We start from the raw sequence: 19284 nt of genomic DNA, 5'->3' as shown, positions 1-19284 counted from the left end.
CGTTATGGCTCTATTATTTCGCCGACAGTCCTCTACTGCTACGACAACCCGCATAGCTATAGCTAATCATCCTGATCTTGATGCCAGCTTTATCCAATTGGCTCAGGGGCGGCAACCTAAACAACGGGCCAGTAGTAAGTCTAAGTTAGGGTGGTTAAAAAGACTGATTGGCCTACCTGCTTATTATTGGGTATTAATCACCCAGTTGTTTGTTATTTTGCCTCATGTTTCTCATTTACCAATTTGGCTCATCATCTTTGGGATACTGAGTATCGCTGCGCAATTGCCTAGAATAAAGGCCCGCTTCAAAACCGTAAAGCAGCTTAAGCGCATTTATCAAGGCATTCAGATGGCTGGGTTTTTGACGGGTATAGCGGGGTTATGGCTGACTTATCAGTCGGCATTTGGCCTCGATATGGGCGTTGCTTTTTTGCTGCTGTGTTTGATTAGTAAGCTGTGGGAGCTGTATCAGCGCCGCGATGCCTATGTGGTGCTCAACTTATCGTTATTTGTATTGGCGTCGCTATTTTTGATGGATCAAGGCCTGTTTACGAGCCTTACCGTAGCATTTGGGGCAGTCATGGTACTACTGGCCTTTATTGCGTTAAATGATGTCGGCAATGATAGCGGTGAGGGGCGAGTTCGTACTCTGGGCTTGCTTGGTGTTTCGGCTTTGCCACTGTTGGTAGTGTTGTTTTTATTTTTTCCTCGTTTGCCGCCCTTATGGTCTGTCCAATTATCAGGTCAGCAGGCAGTGACAGGCGTATCGGATAGTATGTCAGCAGGTGACTTTGCCAATCTTAGCCAATCTACAGAGCTGGCTTTTCGAGTATCGTTCCCAGCTGAGCAACCAGCGCAAAGTGAGATGTACTGGCGTGGTTTGGTCTTTAGTAATTTTGATGGAGTAACATGGTCGCCTAGTGCCAGTGTTCAGAGATCATGGTGGGGCGGCGCTGTACCAGATTGGCTGGCTCAAGCCATCGATAGTGTGCCTGATGCGCAAAAGCAGCAGCCCTTGGCTTATCAAGTCATTTTGGAGCCTACGCAACAAAACTGGCTGTTTGGGCTGGATTACCCCTATAGCCAGTTAAGGGGTATTGGTATTACCCCGCAGTTTACCTTACGAAGGTCGCGGCCAGTGACCCAGCAGCTGCGTTATGATGTCACGCGTTTTGCTCAGATGCGTCTCGATTCGACATTAGGTGAACAAGAACGTCAGATCAATCTTGCGCTGCCCTCTGAAGGCAACCAAAAATCGCGTGCGCTAGCCAAGCAGTTGTTTAAGGAGGCAGATAATGATCCTGAACGCTACATTAACGCCATTCAGGCTTGGGTTAATCAAACTCAATTTCGCTATACGCTATCACCGCCGCCATTGACCGATGAGCGGATTGATAGTTTTTTGTTTGAGACCAAAGCAGGGTTTTGTGAGCATTACGCTTCAAGCTTTACCTTTATGATGCGCGCTGCTGGCATCCCTGCTCGTGTGGTGGCGGGTTATCAAGGTGGTGAGATGAGCCGTGGTGGCGATGTCTGGGAAGTACGGCAAATGGATGCTCATGCGTGGAGTGAGGTATGGCTTGACGGTCGAGGCTGGGTACGAGTTGATCCCACAGCTTTTGTTGCTCCTAGCCGTGTCGAGCGGGGGATGCAGTCACTAACGCAGGAGCAAGGTGCGGCTATGTTTGGCTCAGGAACGCGTGCGCAGCTGAGCTATCAGCAGTTTAGAATGCTGCAAACCCTTCGTCGTCTATCTGACCAAGCCAGCTACTATTGGCAAAAAGATGTCGTCGGCTATGATCAAGATAAGCAGTCAAATGCCCTGCTAAAGTGGCTGAATATAACCTCCATTATGCAGCAAATTATCTGGATGATGGCCCTAGCCGTGACGTTATTGGCTACGGTTGGGCTGCTGATTTGGTTACGGCGTCGGCGTCGCTGGCACCCTGTCGATATACCACTGGTACAGTTGTCACGGCGGATTGGTCGCTCGGATGCTACGCTGGCTTATGATGATAATGAAGGGTTGCTGATTTGGCTTGAGCGGCTACAGTCTCAGACGCAGGATGCTGATATTAAAAAAGATTTAGAGCGGATAAAGGACGACTATCGCCGCCTTCGTTATGGCCGCTTGAGCGAAGCGCCGCCTGATGATCCAGACTACCAGAGCACGTTAAAAGCGCTAAAAACGCTTGCGAGTAAAATAAAATAAATGAGTATACGAGCGAATAGATGGCGTAATATTCTTTTTAACTAATAATACCAAGCCCTAATCCACATCGTTGGACTAGGGCTTTTTGCTTTAAGACAACTTTATAAAGTTAGATTTTGCTTTGGTCGCCCCTATTTTTTAGGAGCTGGCTGAATATCCAGTTTATATACCCATTTAGTGGCAGCAAGCACATTAGGATTAGCGTAGACGATCTCATCTAAGCGAATCCGAGCATAGCTATTGCCTTCAGCCGAGCGTACAAGCGCGCCTTTCGCCGTATCGATAGGTTTGGCAGTTAATATATGGTTGTTACCATTATAGGTATACCAGCCATAATCAAGCATAGGGAAGTTACCCGAATAGCCAGGGTTTAGATTAGAGCTTTTTTGATCGACAATCCAAGGTACGCCATCGGCTGATACCTGATAATTCGCTGTATCAGTCAGATCACTTAAGGTTGACGCTGAATTATCAGTGATAAATTTGCTAGTAATTGGTGCGCCGCTCTCATCACAGAATCCCGCTGGGGTCTTAGCAACATAACCACCAACCTTACCACTGCCCGAGTCGCCGCTATTTAGGATCAGATTGTTGCGACGAAGTCCAACCTGCCAGTCGCCATCTTTGCTAGTCGTCTCGCCAGATGCAAGATTGATATACACCCAACTATCAGATGAAGAAGCGTCAAAGGTCTTAGTCTGGACCTGTGTTGGCAGTGCGGTATTTATCCACCGCAGCGTCGGGAAGCCTGAGGTAGCGACATCATTATAGTAGTTAATGACTTGTAGCGCATAGACAGGGCGATTGACGGTACTGACAGTGCTAGCATCACTGTTATCGGTGGTGACAAGATAAACGCGGTTATTGGGATAGAGAAGATGGCGGTCTTGAAGGTTGTACTCATACCATGGCTTATCCTTAAAGACACCAGCGCTTTTATCCATACGATAGTGCGAGCTGATATCACGACCAGAGTCTGGGTCTATGGTTGCATTGGTATATTTTTTGAGTGCTGACCAGTCCATTAGGCCGAATACGCCGCCTTTACCATCGCCACTGACACCGCTATTTGACCAAAGGTTTACCGAGCGAGCTTGGTTATCAAACTTTAAATCCCATACGGCGCTATCACAGCTAACTTCACTTTGAGCATCAAAATCATAGCAGCTAGTACCTGGTGTTGTACTGTCAATAGACCATGTGGCCGTCTCACTAAAGCTCATTTGTGCTGGCGTACCGCCATCTTTATTGGTGTCTGCATTACCGCCTGTAGCGCTACTGCCACCATCACCGCCACAACCAATAAGGCTTAAAGATAATAGGCTCGTAGATATGGCAAACGCTAATCGATGTGCGCTAAAGATGGTAGTGACCGGCTTAGTGGTTAAAGTTGAAGTTTGTGAGGTCATTGGGGTTTCCTTATAAGTGTTGACTTTGTGTTATGTTTTAAGAGAATGTAAGCGGTAAATCTCGAATTCTGTGCTTAATCTTGCGGGCTGCAAACCAGATATAGGGTACTAATAAGCTACCAGTGATAGCTGGCACCGAGTAGCCATTCACGGTTATCTATAGGACGGTAGTCACTGCTATCAGCGGGGTCGCGTTGTACATCAAATACATTATTAACCCCTGCATAGATATTGATATGCTTATCAACTTGATAATTAAGCTTACTATCGAGTGACCACCAAGCAGGCGAGTAGCTCTGGTTTGCACTATTGACGAGCTGCTTGCCCTCATAGTTCACTTGCTCAACCAGCTGAATTTTAGGAGTAAGCTGGTAGTCTAATGACACTTGCGCTTTGTGCTCGGGGCGTAAGGTCAGATCACTACCTGTAGCATCATTTTTAGTCTTGGTATAAGTATAGGCGGCCTTAAGTACTGCCTCAGGGGTTATGCGCCAATCTATGCCAATATCTACGCCATGGGTCTTAGCACTATCGACATTCATATAGTGATAGACGGCGATATTCCCTTCATAGGTTACTTGGTTTGCGTCTGTCTGAATTAAGTCGTCAATCTCGTTATAAAAGCCGTTGATATTGAGGTTCAGGGAGTCCGTTAGTTGTCCCGAGTAGCCGATTTGGTAGCTGGTTGATGTCTCAGGCTGCAAGTCTGGATTACCCATAACCTTATAGCCTAGGTTGCTGTGGTCAAAGACATAGTAGCGCTCTTTTAGATTGGGTACTCGGTAGCCATTACCCACGCTAGCGCGCAAAATATGATCATGACCTTGCTCATCCACATGATTATACTTTACCGACACTTTAGGAGCGGCATGACCACCAAAGTCAGTGTCGTCTTGATAGCGAACCCCAGCCAAGACCTCCCATGAATCGCCGATAAACCAGTCATCTTGCAGATAGACTTCACCGACATCACGACTGACTTCATCCTTGATAAGCTCACTAACTTCATTTTTAGTTTGACTTAGCGTATCTTGTTGATATTGAGCGCCAATTTGCACGAGATGAGTATGGTCTTTGAAAGGACTGCTTGAGGGACTCCACATTGGCAGATCAAGCTGAGCCTGAGCAAGGGCGGTAGTGATATCAGCATCTCGAGCGCTAGTGATAATTCCTTTAGAGCTAGTATCAGACTCGCTCTGATAGTTCTCGAAAAGCGCAGAAGCCGAGAGCTGATAAACCGTATCAGCATTACCAGTCGGTGTGATATTGGTGCGTCCACCTGCGCTATAACGCTGCTTGGTAATGTGCTCATCCTTTTGCTGCGGAAGATACCGTGGTGCAGCGTAATAGTTATAGCGCCGCGAGTCGTCCTCTGTGTATAGGCTTGCCTCAGCCCAAAGCTGAGTGTTGTTAAACAGTTGGCTGGAAGTGCCTTTATCGGTCTGAAGGCTACTACCTATCGAAGGGTCGGCGCTATAGGAGAGCCTAGTAGTGATTTGCGACTGCTCACTGGCGTCTTTTAATCGTGGCCAAGCACCTGTATCTAGTGTCAATCCGCCATCATCGAGGTAAGAGCCTGATAGCCGTGCGCGAATATGGCCAGCTGAATCTAATGCACCTTCCATACTGGCTTCAATATATTGACGATTGGCATCTAGTGACTTCTCAGATGGATTTTGTCGACCATTACTACCTATCTCGGCGCTAATATGAGCGCTACTATTGGCGATAGGCTTGGTGATGACATTGATAACCCCGCCCATGGCTGAGCTGCCATATTGTGCCGATGCTGCCCCTTGAATGACTTCAATCTGAGCAATATCAACATTTAAATACTGGTTGAGATTGACTGTCGAGCCAGTACTGGCAGTTACGGGCAAGCCATCGATAAGTACCAACACCTGATCTCCTGATAACCCTTGCATCAGTACCTCGTAGCCAGTCTTACCGTGAATCTCGCGCAGATAGACATTGGGCAGTAGGGCGATGGCTTGTTTTAAGGTATGGGCATGATGCTTTTGTAGATCATCTTGGCTTAGAACTTGAACAGGAACAGGCGCATCACTGAGCGCTCGATTGGAGCGAGTGGCAGTGACCACGATGGGGTCAAGATTAACTTGTGCTAGGTCACTACTAAAGGCACTCTGGTTGTCAGCGGCTAAAGTAGCGCTACTCCATGCTGCACTAAAGATGACAAGCGCTACACGAGTGGTGTTGAATAAGGAGGGGGCGACGGTAGGTATTGAAACTATGGGTAATGAGAACATAGGCTTGCACAACATAGGTGAATAGCTACTGTCTAATAAGCGCGGCCCTTTGCTAACAGGATTAAGTAAAGACAATAGAGTGAGACGCATAATAGTATTCGACCAAAATGAATAACAATAAGGGTTAATTAGTAACGGATTAATGGCTAGCAGTAAGTCAAAGTGCGGCACTAATGGGCTGATAGCGAGACACCTTGCCGTTAGTTAATTCAACACCGCTAACAAGCACTCTTAATACCGCAGCAGGAATACTACTGGAATACTATACTTATGTTATTACTATTGAGAATGGTTATCAATACGTAATTATAATTATTATCGTTTACAAGTTAATATTGTTTGGTCATAATAAGACCCTGAGGCTTATTCTTAAGAAGGACCGAGTTAAGAAGGACTGAGTTAAGAAGGACCGAGTTAAGAAGGACCGAGCGTGGACTCAGTTAGCCTTACTTCCCAAAGTCGGTCCGCTAAATCGGTTCCCTAAATCGCTTTTGTTATTTGGAATACTTTTGATGGTGTGACTAGGGTGTGTCCTCACTTGCCAAAACTAACGTTTAATGCACCTAAAATAGCTATATTTCCGTCAATCGTTGCAAACATTGCAGACAATATTTTCATATTCTCTATAAATATTTTTATATTATAAAAGTTACTTTGATTGACAAAAACCTATCTCATTTTAAGCCTTATGAGCTAATTGAGGACATGCCCTAGACCCTTGCGATCTAATTGTTAGTCCAATAAAAAGGGGTGTGCTAAGTGAAGCAAATGAATAATTAGCTTGGTCTAACGCCAGTAACTAGTACCCGACAGAGCAGTATAGACTTGAGGAGATTTTATGACGACGATTTCGCTGACCACCAAAAATAGTGACCTTTGGCAACACTATCAGGATAAAAAAGCACAAGATCGGATGTTATTCCCGACTGAGGGGGCGCGGGCTTTAGGCGTAAGTGAGCTTGAGCTGATGCTAGCAGCGCCTTTTAGTGACTATATGGGTAGCGATTGTAAGGTCGTCCTTAAGCAGTTCGAGTCATTTGGCCGACTTGAGAGTATTGTCAGAAATGATCTAGCGGTACATGAAAAGCTTGGAGAGTATAAGAACCTCAAGCTCGGTGACAAGGTGGGGATAGCGCTCAATGTCGGTGGTCTCGACCTGCGCTTTTTCATGAGCCAGTGGCATCATATGTTAGCAGTCAGTGACACGAGCAATCCAGACAAACCCAGCTATAGCATTCAGTTTTATGATGGTAGTGGCAATTCGATTAATAAGGTGTATCTAAGGGATATTACTGAGGAGCGTCTGGCGCGGTGGAACACTGTTATTGAACAACAAAAACAGGCATGGCAGAAGTCTCAAAATCGGCAGTCCTCTGAAGTGCAGTCTGTTGCCTCTACCGCAAATACGATTGAGTTAAAACCGTTAATTGAGAAAAAGTCTTGGCAATATAAAGCCCTAAACGATGAAGATCTGAACACTTTACAGAGTGAATGGCAGAATATTACCGATGTGCATCAATTCCATTTTTTATTAGAAAAGCTAGACATTGATCGGGCAAGTAGCTTTCGACAAGCCCCTGAGGGGATGGCTTGTGAATTAGAAGTGAGTGCGGTGGAGACTTTGTTAGAGCAAGTTCGAGATAATGGTTGCCCAATTATGATCTTTGTAGGTAATACGGGTGTCGTGCAGATTCAGACGGGTCAGGTCTTTAAATTAAAGCGCATGGGCGACTGGATTAATATTCTTGACAAAGAAGATACTGATTTTACCCTTCATCTAAAAGACCGCGAGCTTGCGCAAGTATGGTGTGTCAAGCGCCCCACTAAAGATGGCGTAGTGACCTGCATCGAAGGTTTTGATGCGTCTGGTACTAGTGTCTTGACCATATTTGGTCAGCGTCTAGAAGGTCAGCCTGAGCTTAGGGAATGGCAAGTCACGACCGATGAGCTGATGCAGACCTGTAAGTATGCTGCTTAACATTTATCGGTAATGCCTAATCAGTATTGAGCACGGTACCATTCTCATAGCAGCATTCTCACAGCACATGGTCATATCATCGTGGCCACTATAATCACTATTAACGCTAGGCTATAAGGATCCATCATGGCGCAGACCTTATTCATTGCAAAATCACTCTTTCGCTCGGTATCAGTAGCGGCCTTACTGGGTATGGCTAGCCTATCTGCACAAGCCTATGAGCGCATCGTCGTCATGAGTCCTGATGTCGCTGATATTGTCGTCGCATTAGGTGAGGCTGATAAGGTAGTGGGAAAAAATGCTCTAAATAGCAACCCTGCGCTTAAAAGAGCCAAAGCGGTGGGTATGCACCGCAATATTACCGCCGAGTCCGTATTATCGGTAAAGCCTGACTTGGTACTTGGTAGCTATATGGTGCAGCCCGCCAGTATTTATCAGCGTCTTAATGGTCTAAAAGTCAAGGCTGTGAACGTCGCCCCCAAAGAGGATGTTGCTACTTTTGCTAAGAGTATTAAGACTGTTGGCAGCTACGTCGGTGCCTCGCAAAAGGCCGATCAGTTAGCGCGTCGTTGGCAGCAGGGAATGAGCCCAATGGCAAAGACTGGTAAGCGCTATCTACTTAGCTATGATGGTCGTATCGTCGCAGGTAAAGGCACCGTTGGTGATGAGTTAATTCGCCGTGCAGGCGGTATCAATGCTGCCAACTTATCAGGGTTAAAACCGCTATCAAGAGAGGGCTGGCTCGCGGCCAAGCCTGACGTCATCATTATCGCTGACCATAACAAACCCATCATCGGTAGTTTGGCAAAATTCCGTCAGCGACCAGAGGTTGCTATTAGCCCGGCTGGTAAAAAAGGCCATGTCTATTTTTGGCCCGCCAATGATTTCTTGCGCTATGGTCTCGACTCGCCGCAGGTGGTCAAAAAACTCAATAGTCTAGCTAAGTAAAGCTCTTGAATAAGAGTCGCAAGATGTGGCGTTTATTTGGCTGCTTAAGTAGCCCATTAAATAAAATAAAAATATTAAATAGAGCGGATTAGTAGCCCATTGATAAACCTTTGAGATGACATGTTTTAATCAATATAAGTCACCATTATGTCCCTATCCCCAACGATTTCAGTAAAAGTAGCGCCGGCATCGAACGTTTATCGTCAGATGGGCAGATATCTATTAGCAGCTATCGCTTCGCTGATGCTCATTTGGCTAGCATTGGGCGTAGGCTTTGGTGAGTGGGCCAATCCCATGTCTTTGGATGAGACCATCTGGCAGTTGCGCTATCCAAGGATTGCCACGGCACTACTTGTCGGAATGGCCTTGTCGGTTAGCGGGGCTGCGCTGCAAGCACTGTTTGAAAATCCGCTTGCTGACCCAAGTCTGATAGGCACTTCAGGCGGCGCAGCGCTAGGTGTCGTTTTAGTATTAGCCCTCGGTATCTCTGGGGTAGGAGTACCGCTCGCTGCTTTTACTGGTAGCGTCGTTGTCTGCTTGTTTATTTTAGCCATTCACCGCTTTTTAGGGGGCGGGCAGATGGGGTTATTGATATTAGGCTTCGTCATTAGTGCCTTTTGTGCGGCTATAGTCAGTTTGGTGCTATTTATGTCTGATGATATGGTACTGCGCAGCGCGACCAATTGGCTATCTGGCAGTATGGCTGAAGCTGGCTTTGTGCCGCTACGTTACGCGGTGATATCGATGCTGGCAGGACTTGTTATCTTATTGCCTTTAGGGCGTCAGCTCGATGGGCTTATGCTGGGTGAGACGACAGCGATGTCGCTAGGTATTCGTGTGGGCATGGCTCGAGCCTTAGTGGTCATAGCTTCAGCGCTGCTTACCGGTGCGGCAGTGTCACTGGCAGGTGTTATTGGCTTTGTGGGGATGATGATTCCTAACCTACTAGCGATTATCTTTGGCGGCGGCCGCATGCGGCTGATGATTTGGTCAGGCTGGCTTGGGGCGATATTTTTACTGGTCGTCGATAGCTTAGCACGGCATGTGGCGTATCCGGTTGATGTTCCCGTCGGTATTGTGTTGGCCTTAATCGGCGGGCCATTTTTTATTTGGCTATTTATTCGCGGTAGTAAGTTTTAATGGCTAACCTAACTGGTCTGCTATGGGCTTATTTAATTCACCTGTTCTCTAGGAGTTCCACTACCCTCTATTATGTCCAAGTTAACCAATAGACCTGCGGATAGAGAAATGCCTGCGTGCAGTATTGTCGGTAAGAATACTGTAAGTGAGGATAAGACCTTATTTGCTCTCAATGATGTTCGCATTGCCACGACCAGTAAAATCTTGGTTCAGGTTGAGCAGCTGATGATACCAAGCCAGAGTCTGGTGGCTTTTATTGGTCCTAATGGGGCAGGTAAAAGTACGCTACTGCACGCCATTCTTAATCAACATATCGGTTCTGGGCTAACGGTAGCAGGAACAATAACAGCTGCGATGCCAGTGCAGATAGAGAACGGTGACCCCAACGCTCTACATAACTCTCAATGGGTCAGCTCAGAGCAGCTGATTCGCCGTGGTAAGATAGCTTGGGTCGGGCAGCACGAGCGCTTTGAGCTACCGCTTACAGCACTTGAGTATGCTCTGCTCGGGGTTTCGCCAGTACTGTCATGGTATCAGCGGCCAAACCAATACCACCTTGAAAAAGCGCAAAATTTACTTCATGATTTTGAGTTAACGGCTTTAAGTACTGCTCGAGTACAAACACTGTCAGGCGGTGAAAAGCAGCGCTTAGCTATCGTAAGAGCACTAATGCAAGATACGGAAATTCTGATGTTTGACGAGCCGACCAACCATCTAGATATCCGTCATCAGCGATTTTTACTGCGTTATTTAAAGCGACTGGTTGAAGAGTCTGGTAAAAGTATTGTCGTTGTGCTGCATGACTTAACCCACGCTTATCGCTATAGTGATGAGGTGGTTTTGATTGATCAAGGTCAAATTGTAGCGCAAGGCAGTCCTAGCATGGTGATGACCCATCAGCAATTAAGTAAGGTCTATCAGACAGATATTAATGCTTATGATACTGAAGGTGGCCGGGTGTTTATGTAGCTTTCAGATACTATTCCAGACAGCAACCTAGAAACCAGATTTTGCTAGAGCTAAGTGATTACGAGGCTATAGTGCGATTACAAATAGGTAGTATAGAAGTCAGCTAAGGTCGTTATCTGATTTTTTGCTTTGAATGTTGTTTATAGACTTTCTTGTTCATTTTCTTAGGCGTTTTTTAATAATTTAGGCAGTAGTTAGCACTTTTTAGGTCAATATTAAGCATTAATTCGCTGAATAGAACGAATAGTTTAATTATTTATTGATAATAATTCTCGTTTGTATTATTATTCGTTAATCTTATTGTAAATCCTTAACTGCTTTATTAAGGCTTTGTAACTTTAGCCAGCTAACACTAGAAAGCTCCTATGTCTGAGCGGGTAAAAATCACTCATAATTCATATAGCACAATAGCTATCGATTTTTATCTTTAACTTGTTTAGTTAGTAGCCTCAAGCTGAGTTAGTGGGCACTGAAAATATTTAAATACCAACCGTTTTAGGAAATACCATGGACTTTGCATCTTATTGGCAATATACCGACATCGTAACCAAATCTTTATTTTTTATCTTATTTGCGCTGTCTATTGCCTCTTGGATTACTGGCATTATTCGAATTATCCATAGTATTAAGCTCTCCAAAACTGTCTCAACCGATTTGACCCAAGTTATTAATGCTCAGGGCAGTCGGACACCTATCGGTATAGAGCAGCGAAAGATATTGACTGAGCAGACCTTGATGCAGCATATTGGCCGCTACCGCTATCAAGGTGAAAAAGGTCTACCTATCCTAGGAACAACTGCTGCTATCGCGCCATTTATCGGGCTATTTGGTACAGTTTGGGGTATCTTTCATGCACTGCATAACATTGGTCAGAGCGGTCAAGCGGGCCTTGGTCAAGTCGCCGGACCCGTTGGTGAAGCACTAATTATGACAGGGCTTGGTCTGGCCGTCGCTATTCCTGCAGTTATCTTTTATAACATTGCCATGCGTTTAAACCGTAAAACCCTCTATATCGCCCATGATACAGCTCATGGTCTACTTGGTAAGTCCATTCAAAGCGAGGTTGATACTGTTAAGTCAAGTTCGACTAACGCCCAGCCAGTACTTAATAATGCTAAGCAGTCAGATAATTTAAAAGTGAAATCGCCAAATACCGAAAGCCCTTTATCTGCTTCTACTCACTCGTAAAGAATTTAATCACGCAGGGTGTAGTCGAGTTAGGGTTTTTTATAATAGTAGATTTTGGAGAAGGTTATGGCGTTTCATTTAGGCAATGATGATATGCAAGACATGAGTGAGATGAATCTCATTCCCTTGATTGATATCATGCTGGTACTGATGATTATTTTTATGGTAACAGCGACAGTATTGAACCCTTCTGTACCGTTAGACTTACCACAGACTAGTGCTGAGGTTAATGAGTTACCACCCCAAACCATTCAGATTAGTATTGACGAAGATGCAGGCTTGTATTGGGATGATCAGCCAATCACTATACAAGAGCTAGAATCACGACTAATGGAGCAAGGTGGAAGTGCAGAGCAGCCAACAATTCAGCTTCGAGCGGATAAGGACAGTCGCTACGATACGGTAGCTCAAGTGTTGGCTCTGGCTAGTGCTGCACAGCTAAGCAAAATCGCTTTTGTGAATGAATGAGGAGGCAGTGGGACTTAAGGCGAAACTACAAAAATTATAATAGGAAAGAAGCCTAATTGCTGTTGCTACTAACCATAGAAGAAATAGCCGGATAATAAAAATAATTAACAACAATAATAAAGGTACTCTCCACCCCTGCTAAGTCTGGATGATTAGCAGGGTTTATTTTTGTCTAAAACCTTTAAATCGCTACCAAGTCTTGAATGTCTTTGTCCGCCATCTCATGGCCGGGCCCTTGCGCAATAACTTTACCCCGTGACATCACGGTATAGTTGTCTGCCAGCTCTTCAGCAAAGTCGTAAAATTGCTCAACGAGGACAATAGACATCTCACCCGCGCTGACCAACTGCTCAATGACCTTACCAATATCTTTGATAATAGACGGCTGAATGCCTTCGGTTGGTTCATCTAAAATAAGTACTCGTGGCTTTGATGCCAGTGCTCGGGCAATTGCAAGTTGCTGCTGCTGACCGCCGGACAGATCACCACCACGGCGCTGTTTCATCTCTTCTAGTACCGGAAATATCTCATACAGATGCGTCGGCACGTGACGGGCCTTACTGCCTGAGAACTTCGCCATGCCAATGAGAATATTTTCCTCTACCGTCAAGGTCGAAAAGATATCACGACCTTGCGGGACGTAGGCTAGGCCGCGGTGCACTCGTTGCTCGGGTGACAGCTTAGTGATGTCATCACCATCAAGTAGTATTTGGCCGGACTTGATGGGCAAGATGCCCATTAAGCATTTGAGAAGCGTGGTTTTGCCCACGCCATTGCGGCCAAGGACCACAGAGCACTCGCCAACTGGCGCTTGCAAGGTGACATCACGCAGAATATGACTGCCACCGTAAAATTGATTGATTTGTTTAACTTCTAGCATGTTGATTTCCTAATTATTCTTTTAGCGACCAAGATAAGTCTCAATGACGTCATCATTGGCCTGAACTTCGGCAAGCGTGCCTTCCGCCAAAATAGCGCCGTTTGCCAGTACCGTGACTTTCTCACTAATCTCATCAATAAACGTCATGTCATGCTCGACCACGACCAGCGTGTGGTTCTTTTTCAACTCTAGACACAGCTCGGCGGTGTGCTCAGTTTCAGCATCCGTCATTCCGGCGACTGGCTCATCAAGCAAGATTAGTTTGGGCTGTTGCATGAGTAACATGCCAATCTCAAGCCACTGCTTTTGCCCATGAGAGAGTAGTCCGGCAGGTTTATTCACCATATCGCGCAGTCGAATCTGCTCAATTGTAGACTCCAAAGTATTTTTGGCATCGGCAGACAAGCGGCTAAAGAGACTGTTTGACACGCGTTTATTGCTGGGCGCGGCCAGCAATAGATTGTCCATCACCGTAAAGTTTTCAAAGACGGTTGGCTTTTGAAACTTGCGGCCGATGCCTGCTTCTGCAATCTCTTCGGTGCTCATATTGGCTAAGTTGTGACTTTGCCCAAAGAAGACGCTGCCTTCAGTGGGTCGCGTCTTGCCGGTGATGACATCCATCAACGTAGTTTTACCTGCGCCGTTTGGGCCGATAATACAGCGTAACTCACCGGTCTCAATGTAGAGCGATAAGTCATTGAGTGCTTGAAAGGCATCAAACCAAACGCTGACGTTCTCTAAATAGAGCGCTATGCCATGAGTAAAATCAGCGCCGCGCGGCTTAGACCGTAAATAGCCACTAGCGGTTGGGTCATCCACTGAAAAAGAATCCGGGTCTAGCGTTGGGTTGGCTTTTTGACTATATTTAGGGTGCTGCTTTTGTCGCAGGTTGTGTTTGTGGTCAGAATCAAGCTTAGTCATGGTTGCTCTCCTTATTGGCCTGCGTGTCTGCGTCTTTTTTGAAGCGGTCAAAAATACCGATGATGCCGCTGGGAAGGAAAATCGTGACGACGACGAACAGGCCGCCTAAGATTAGCAGCCAAACTTCAGGATAAGCCACGGTGAAGTAAGTCTTTACAGCATTGATTACGCCAGCGCCCAAGATAGCGCCAATGAGCGTACCGCGGCCACCAGCAGCGACCCAAACGGCCATTTCAATAGAATTAACTGGGTTCATCTCGCTCGGATTGATGATGCCCACTTGCGGCACATAAAGCGCGCCCGCGATACCTGCGATGACCGCAGAGAGTGTCCAAGCCGATAGCTTGTACCAAAGGGTGCGGTAGCCGAGATACTGCAAGCGGTTTTCGCTGTCACGAATAGCCCCAAGCACGCGGCCATAAGGTTTGTTCATCAAATAGCGCAGTCCCACGTAGCTAAGCAGCAATGTCAAAGCAGTGACAAAACATAGCGCGGATCGAGTGGGCGCTGAGGTGATATCGAACCCTAGCAGCGTCTTAAAGCCCGTAAAGCCATTATTACCGCCAAAGCCGGTCTCGTTACGGAAAAAGAGCAATGCTGCGGCGTAAGTCATGGCTTGGGTAATGATAGAGAAGTACACGCCTTTAATCTTAGAGCGAAAAGCAAAGTAGCCAAAAATAAAGGCCACCAGCCCCGGCGCTAAGACGACCAATGCCATTGCCCAAGCAAAGTGGTCGGTGCCGACCCAGTACCAAGGCACTTCGGTCCAGCTTAAAAAGCGCATAAAGTCAGGCAGGCCATCGCCCGATGCTTGGCGCATCAAATACATGCCCATCGCATAACCACCAAGCGCAAAGTACAGTCCATGACCGAGGCTTAAGATGCCCGCATAGCCCCAGACCAAATCAAGCGCGAGAGCGACCAGCGCCAGACACATGATTTTACCGATTAGGGTAACCCAGTAGGCGGATAAGTGAAAAGGCGCATCCGCAGGCAGTAAGTGCAGCCAAGGTAGTAATAACATGACGGCAAAGCAGAGGCCGATAAGAATAGCGTTACGCGGTTTGTCGGATAATAAATTTAAAGATGCTGATAGAACTTTCATGATGTTTCTCACTCCACAAATCGGCCTTTAAGGGCAAATAAACCTTGTGGACGCTTCTGAATAAACAGAATCACAAGAACCAATAAGATAATCTTGGCAAGGACTGCGCCCATGCCAATCTCGAGCACCGTGCCGCTGATACCAAGACCTAAGGAGGCAAGGACCGCGCCCCAAACTTGACCAACACCGCCGACGACCACCACTAAGAAGGCATCGATGATATACGTCTGGCCCAAATCAGGACCGACGTTGCCCACTTGCGCAAGGGCACAACCGGCGAGACCCGCAAGACCAGAGCCGAGACCAAAGGCCATCATGTCGATTCGCGCTGAGCGAATACCAACGGCGCGGGCCATTTGCCGATTCTGTGTGACTGCGCGGATAAAGAGACCAAAGCGGGTTTTGTTTAACAGATATAGCAGCAGCATAAGGACTACAGCAGTAAAGCCGATAATAGCAATGCGGTTAAAGGGTAGAGATAGGCTAGGGGTCAGCTGGTAAGCGCCGCTTAACCAAACGATGTTGGTCACTTCGACGTTTTGCGCGCCGAATATCATGCGCACCAGCTGCATTAAGATAAGACTGACGCCAAAGGTGGCCAGTAGGGTTTCCAGCTCACGACCATAGAGGGGCCGAATGACGATACGCTCGATAATCATGCCGATGACAGCGCTGACCAAAAAGGCAGCGGGAATGGCAGCAATAAGATACCAGTCGAGCAAGCCGCTTAAGTGCGTCTTAAACAGGCTCTGCACCACATAGGTGGTATACGCCCCAATCATAATCAGCTCGCCATGCGCCATATTAATGACGCCGAGCAAGCCAAAGGTGATGGCAAGACCAAGGGCGGCCAGCAGTAAAATACTGGCGGTACTCATACCAGTAAAGATATGACCGCTCCATTCGCTCATTTTAAGGCGCCAAGCGATACTGTCCTGCGCTTCCAACAGCGCCGCCTCTAGGGCGGGATCAAGATCGGGTGCTTGCAGCGTGGTCTCAATATCGACCATGACGTCAGGGCTGCTGCTGTCTTTAAGGATCTCAAGCGCAGCAAGCTTAGCAGCTGTACTGCTAGCGTTATCTATGCCGTCAGCACTGCCACCATCATTGCCACTACCTAGAAACTCTAGTCGCGCGTTAAGCTGAATCAAGGCCGTCTTGACCTTGTCATTGCTCTCATTGGCAAGCGCAGTCGTGATAACTGAAGGGTCCACTTGATTGAGGTGGGAATTTAAGATTTGAACCGCTTCTAGTCGCTGAGAGGGTTTATCAGAGTCCAGCTTTACTTTGGCCTGACCAAAGATAAGGGCTGAGCGTAGCGCATTGGTCAGCGTCACTTGCTTTAAGTCATTGGGCCACTTTTCTAGTAGGGTTTTGTCCGGATAGGACAGTAAAGACTCGTCACCGTCAGCGCTGGTCTCAAGAATATAAGCCGTCCCTGAGTTGTCTTGATACAGCGCGTCTGACTCAATCAGCTCGACTAAACTATCTAGTGCTTCTACGCTGCCAGGCCACGCATTAAGCATGGCTTGCCGACCGGCAAAGTCCTTGGACACAAATTGCTGGATCGCGTCGCCGCTAGTGGCAATGGTGGTTTGATCAGTGTTTACTTCAGGGGTTATTAAAGAGGTCTCGCTGACGGCAGGCAGGCCAGTTTCAGTATTAGTTGCAGGATTTGCCTGAGGTTCCGCGCGAGGCTTTGCTGTGGTAGTTTCTTCTGAACTGGCTGATGCTTCTGAATTGGGGAATGCTGCTAAGGCTTCTTGTGCGCATGCAGTCGTTGCTGGAATAATCAGCAACTGCATGCACACAAAAAAACTGGCAAGCCATTGGTAGGTCAGTTTATTGGTTATGATTGAATCAAAATTGGAGCGTAATCGAGAGCGCGGCATGGGCGACTCCTTATCCGTTTATCAATACTGGCAAGAAATTAAGGACAGCCTTTACCAGCTGATTAAAGCCTTTATTAAAGGGTGTCCTTTCGGGGTTTATTTACACTGGTTTGAGATTGATATTAGACGCCCTTTATTTAGGGATATAGCTGCTCCAAGGTTCTGCCCGAATCACATCATCGGTCTTATAGACCACATCAAACTGACCGTCGCTACGAATTTGACCAATCATGACCGGCTTCCATAAGTGATGGTTCTCTTCATCCATCTTCAAGGTATAGCCAGACGGCGCATCAAAGGTCTGACCGCCCATTGCGATGCGAACCTTATCTACATCCGTCGTACCTGCTTTTTCGACTGCTTGCTTCCACATATTGATGCCCACATAGGTGGCTTCCATCGGGTCATTGGTGACGACTTTATCCGCGTTAGGTAGTTTTTGATCTACGGCGTATTTTTTGTAGGCCTTGGTAAAGTCACTGTTGGTAGGATTCTTCACCGACATGAAATAGTTCCATGCGGCCAGATGACCTTGAAGTAAGTTGGTGTCGATACCGCGCAGTTCTTCTTCACCGACTGAGAAGGCCATGACCGGAATGTCGGACGCTTCAATACCTTGGTTGGTCAGCTCGCGGTAAAACGGCACGTTAGAGTCGCCATTAATCGTTGAGATTACCGCGGTCTTTTTACCGGTTGAGAATTTCTTAATATTAGAGACGATGGTCTGGTAGTTGCTAAAACCAAAGGGCGTGTACTCTTCCATGATGTCTTCATCTGCTACGCCTTGATCTTTTAAGAAGGCGCGCAAAATCTGGTTGGTGGTGCGCGGGTAGACATAGTCAGTACCCAATAGGACAAAGCGCTCAGCACTGCCGCCCTCAGGGCTCATCAAGTACTCTACCGCAGGAATGGCCTGCTGGTTGGGCGCCGCGCCGGTATAGAAGATATTCTCAGATTGCTCTTGGCCTTCGTACTGAACCGGATAGAACATCAAACCGTTCAGCTCTTCGACTACAGGAAGCACCGACTTGCGCGAGACTGAGGTCCAACCACCAAAGATAACGTCGACTTTATCTTGGGTTAGTAGCTGACGGGCTTTTTCAGCGAATAGGGGCCAGTCAGAGGCGGGATCTACCACCACAGGCTCTAACTGCTTGCCCAGAACGCCGCCATTGGCATTAATCTCATCAATGGTCATCAGCGCCGTGTCTTTTAGCGAGGTTTCAGAGATAGCCATCGTGCCCGATAGCGAGTGCAAGATGCCGACTTTAATAGTGTCACCATCGGCAGCAGTAGTCGTGGTTTCAGTGGCCGCCTCTTCCTCTGAGCTTGCCGTCTCACTTGAATTTGAGCAACCGGCTAACAAGGCGCTGCCCATAATTGCTGCCGCTAATAGTGTTAGAGGTGTTGATAGCTTTTTGCTGTTTGGTAAGTTGTTCGAAGGTGATGTTTTGAGCGCCGAGTGCAAAATGGTCATGAAGGTCTCCAAAGTAGAAAAAGTCTAAACAGTTAAAGCAGATGGCTAATACCTGCCGACATAAATAATGTCTTATAGCTACCATAGAGAGTTCAAGTTCTGTGCCAAAAATAATATTTGTATAAAAATCAATAATTTATTCTTAGTTAAGAAAAAAGACAAACAGTATTAATAAAAATAGCTTAGCTATTAAGAAATTAATGTTGAGTTTTGGTGCATTTTTATAGGACGCACTAAATAAACGCACTAATTTGGGGATAAGCCCTGAAAAGGTTCGCAGTTAATGAGTTAAATACTGTCGGCATAGATTGTGCAAAAGCTGGTCAAGGGTTTTTGTTCTTATCATAAGCCAGCGATGTACTAGCGAGTAAAGCCCCATTTTAGGGCGCAGACACGCTGATGCAGGGCAGGGGGATAGACAAAGTCAGCT

Annotated in this window: 14 protein-coding genes; 7 read left to right on the top strand and 7 right to left on the bottom strand. The window is 46.7% G+C overall.

Going from position 1 to position 19284, the window contains the following annotated elements; all coding sequences use genetic code 11:
- Positions 1-4: 4 nt before the first annotated feature.
- Positions 5-2212, top strand: coding sequence for a transglutaminase TgpA family protein (locus tag EGV92_RS02965; RefSeq protein WP_131667709.1), 2208 nt, complete (start codon positions 5-7; stop codon positions 2210-2212).
- Between the two features lie 131 nt (positions 2213-2343).
- Here the strand turns inward: EGV92_RS02965 and EGV92_RS02960 are convergent, their stop codons facing one another.
- Both EGV92_RS02960 and EGV92_RS02955 read right to left on the bottom strand, forming a co-directional pair.
- Positions 2344-3621, bottom strand: a complete 1278-nt coding sequence (locus EGV92_RS02960) for an HmuY family protein (protein ID WP_131667708.1) — start codon at positions 3619-3621, stop codon at positions 2344-2346.
- A 116-nt stretch (positions 3622-3737) separates the two neighbouring features.
- Entirely contained in the window at positions 3738-5978 is a 2241-nt protein-coding gene (locus EGV92_RS02955; RefSeq protein WP_242678575.1) for a TonB-dependent receptor plug domain-containing protein, read from the bottom strand.
- Positions 5979-6726: 748 nt separating this feature from the next.
- Between EGV92_RS02955 and EGV92_RS02950 the strand changes: the two genes are divergently transcribed.
- From EGV92_RS02950 to EGV92_RS02925, 6 genes are all read left to right on the top strand, one after another.
- Positions 6727-7866 carry a ChuX/HutX family heme-like substrate-binding protein gene (locus tag EGV92_RS02950; RefSeq protein ID WP_131667707.1) on the top strand — a complete coding sequence of 380 codons (1140 nt, stop codon included), beginning with the start codon at positions 6727-6729 and terminating at the stop codon, positions 7864-7866.
- 126 nt (positions 7867-7992) lie between these two features.
- Positions 7993-8814 (top strand): heme/hemin ABC transporter substrate-binding protein, encoded by an 822-nt coding sequence (locus tag EGV92_RS02945; protein ID WP_131667706.1) that lies wholly within the window; start codon positions 7993-7995, stop codon positions 8812-8814.
- A 147-nt stretch (positions 8815-8961) separates the two neighbouring features.
- Positions 8962-9954 (top strand): FecCD family ABC transporter permease, encoded by a 993-nt coding sequence (locus tag EGV92_RS02940; protein ID WP_131667705.1) that lies wholly within the window; start codon positions 8962-8964, stop codon positions 9952-9954.
- A 108-nt stretch (positions 9955-10062) separates the two neighbouring features.
- The gene (locus EGV92_RS02935; RefSeq protein ID WP_165525547.1) at positions 10063-10923 is read left to right on the top strand and encodes an ABC transporter ATP-binding protein; all 861 of its coding nucleotides are present in this window, start codon (positions 10063-10065) and stop codon (positions 10921-10923) included.
- A gap of 507 nt (positions 10924-11430) precedes the next feature.
- The gene (locus EGV92_RS02930; RefSeq protein ID WP_131667703.1) at positions 11431-12111 is read left to right on the top strand and encodes a MotA/TolQ/ExbB proton channel family protein; all 681 of its coding nucleotides are present in this window, start codon (positions 11431-11433) and stop codon (positions 12109-12111) included.
- 66 nt (positions 12112-12177) lie between these two features.
- Positions 12178-12579: an ExbD/TolR family protein gene (locus EGV92_RS02925; RefSeq protein ID WP_131667702.1), complete on the top strand. Its 402-nt coding sequence runs from the start codon at positions 12178-12180 to the stop codon at positions 12577-12579.
- A 181-nt stretch (positions 12580-12760) separates the two neighbouring features.
- Here the strand turns inward: EGV92_RS02925 and urtE are convergent, their stop codons facing one another.
- The 5 genes from urtE to urtA form a co-directional block, all read right to left on the bottom strand.
- Positions 12761-13459, bottom strand: coding sequence for an urea ABC transporter ATP-binding subunit UrtE (urtE, locus tag EGV92_RS02920; protein ID WP_131667701.1), 699 nt, complete (start codon positions 13457-13459; stop codon positions 12761-12763).
- Between the two features lie 21 nt (positions 13460-13480).
- Positions 13481-14380, bottom strand: coding sequence for an urea ABC transporter ATP-binding protein UrtD (urtD, locus tag EGV92_RS02915; RefSeq protein WP_131667700.1), 900 nt, complete (start codon positions 14378-14380; stop codon positions 13481-13483).
- A complete protein-coding gene (gene urtC, locus EGV92_RS02910) occupies positions 14373-15485 on the bottom strand; it encodes an urea ABC transporter permease subunit UrtC (RefSeq protein WP_131667699.1) in 1113 nt (370 codons plus the stop codon). The genes urtD and urtC overlap by 8 nt, the downstream gene beginning before the upstream one ends.
- Positions 15486-15493: 8 nt before the next feature.
- Positions 15494-17290 carry an urea ABC transporter permease subunit UrtB gene (gene urtB / locus EGV92_RS02905; protein WP_131668081.1) on the bottom strand — a complete coding sequence of 599 codons (1797 nt, stop codon included), beginning with the start codon at positions 17288-17290 and terminating at the stop codon, positions 15494-15496.
- Positions 17291-17510: 220 nt separating this feature from the next.
- Entirely contained in the window at positions 17511-18755 is a 1245-nt protein-coding gene (urtA, locus tag EGV92_RS02900) for an urea ABC transporter substrate-binding protein (RefSeq protein WP_423227888.1), read from the bottom strand.
- Positions 18756-19284 lie beyond the last annotated feature (529 nt).

The sequence above is a fragment of the Psychrobacter pygoscelis genome, assembly GCF_004335015.1.
Lineage (GTDB): Bacteria > Pseudomonadota > Gammaproteobacteria > Pseudomonadales > Moraxellaceae > Psychrobacter > Psychrobacter pygoscelis.
The sequence above is the reverse complement of the archived record's forward strand: the minus strand, read 5'-3'. Positions and strand labels throughout refer to the sequence as shown.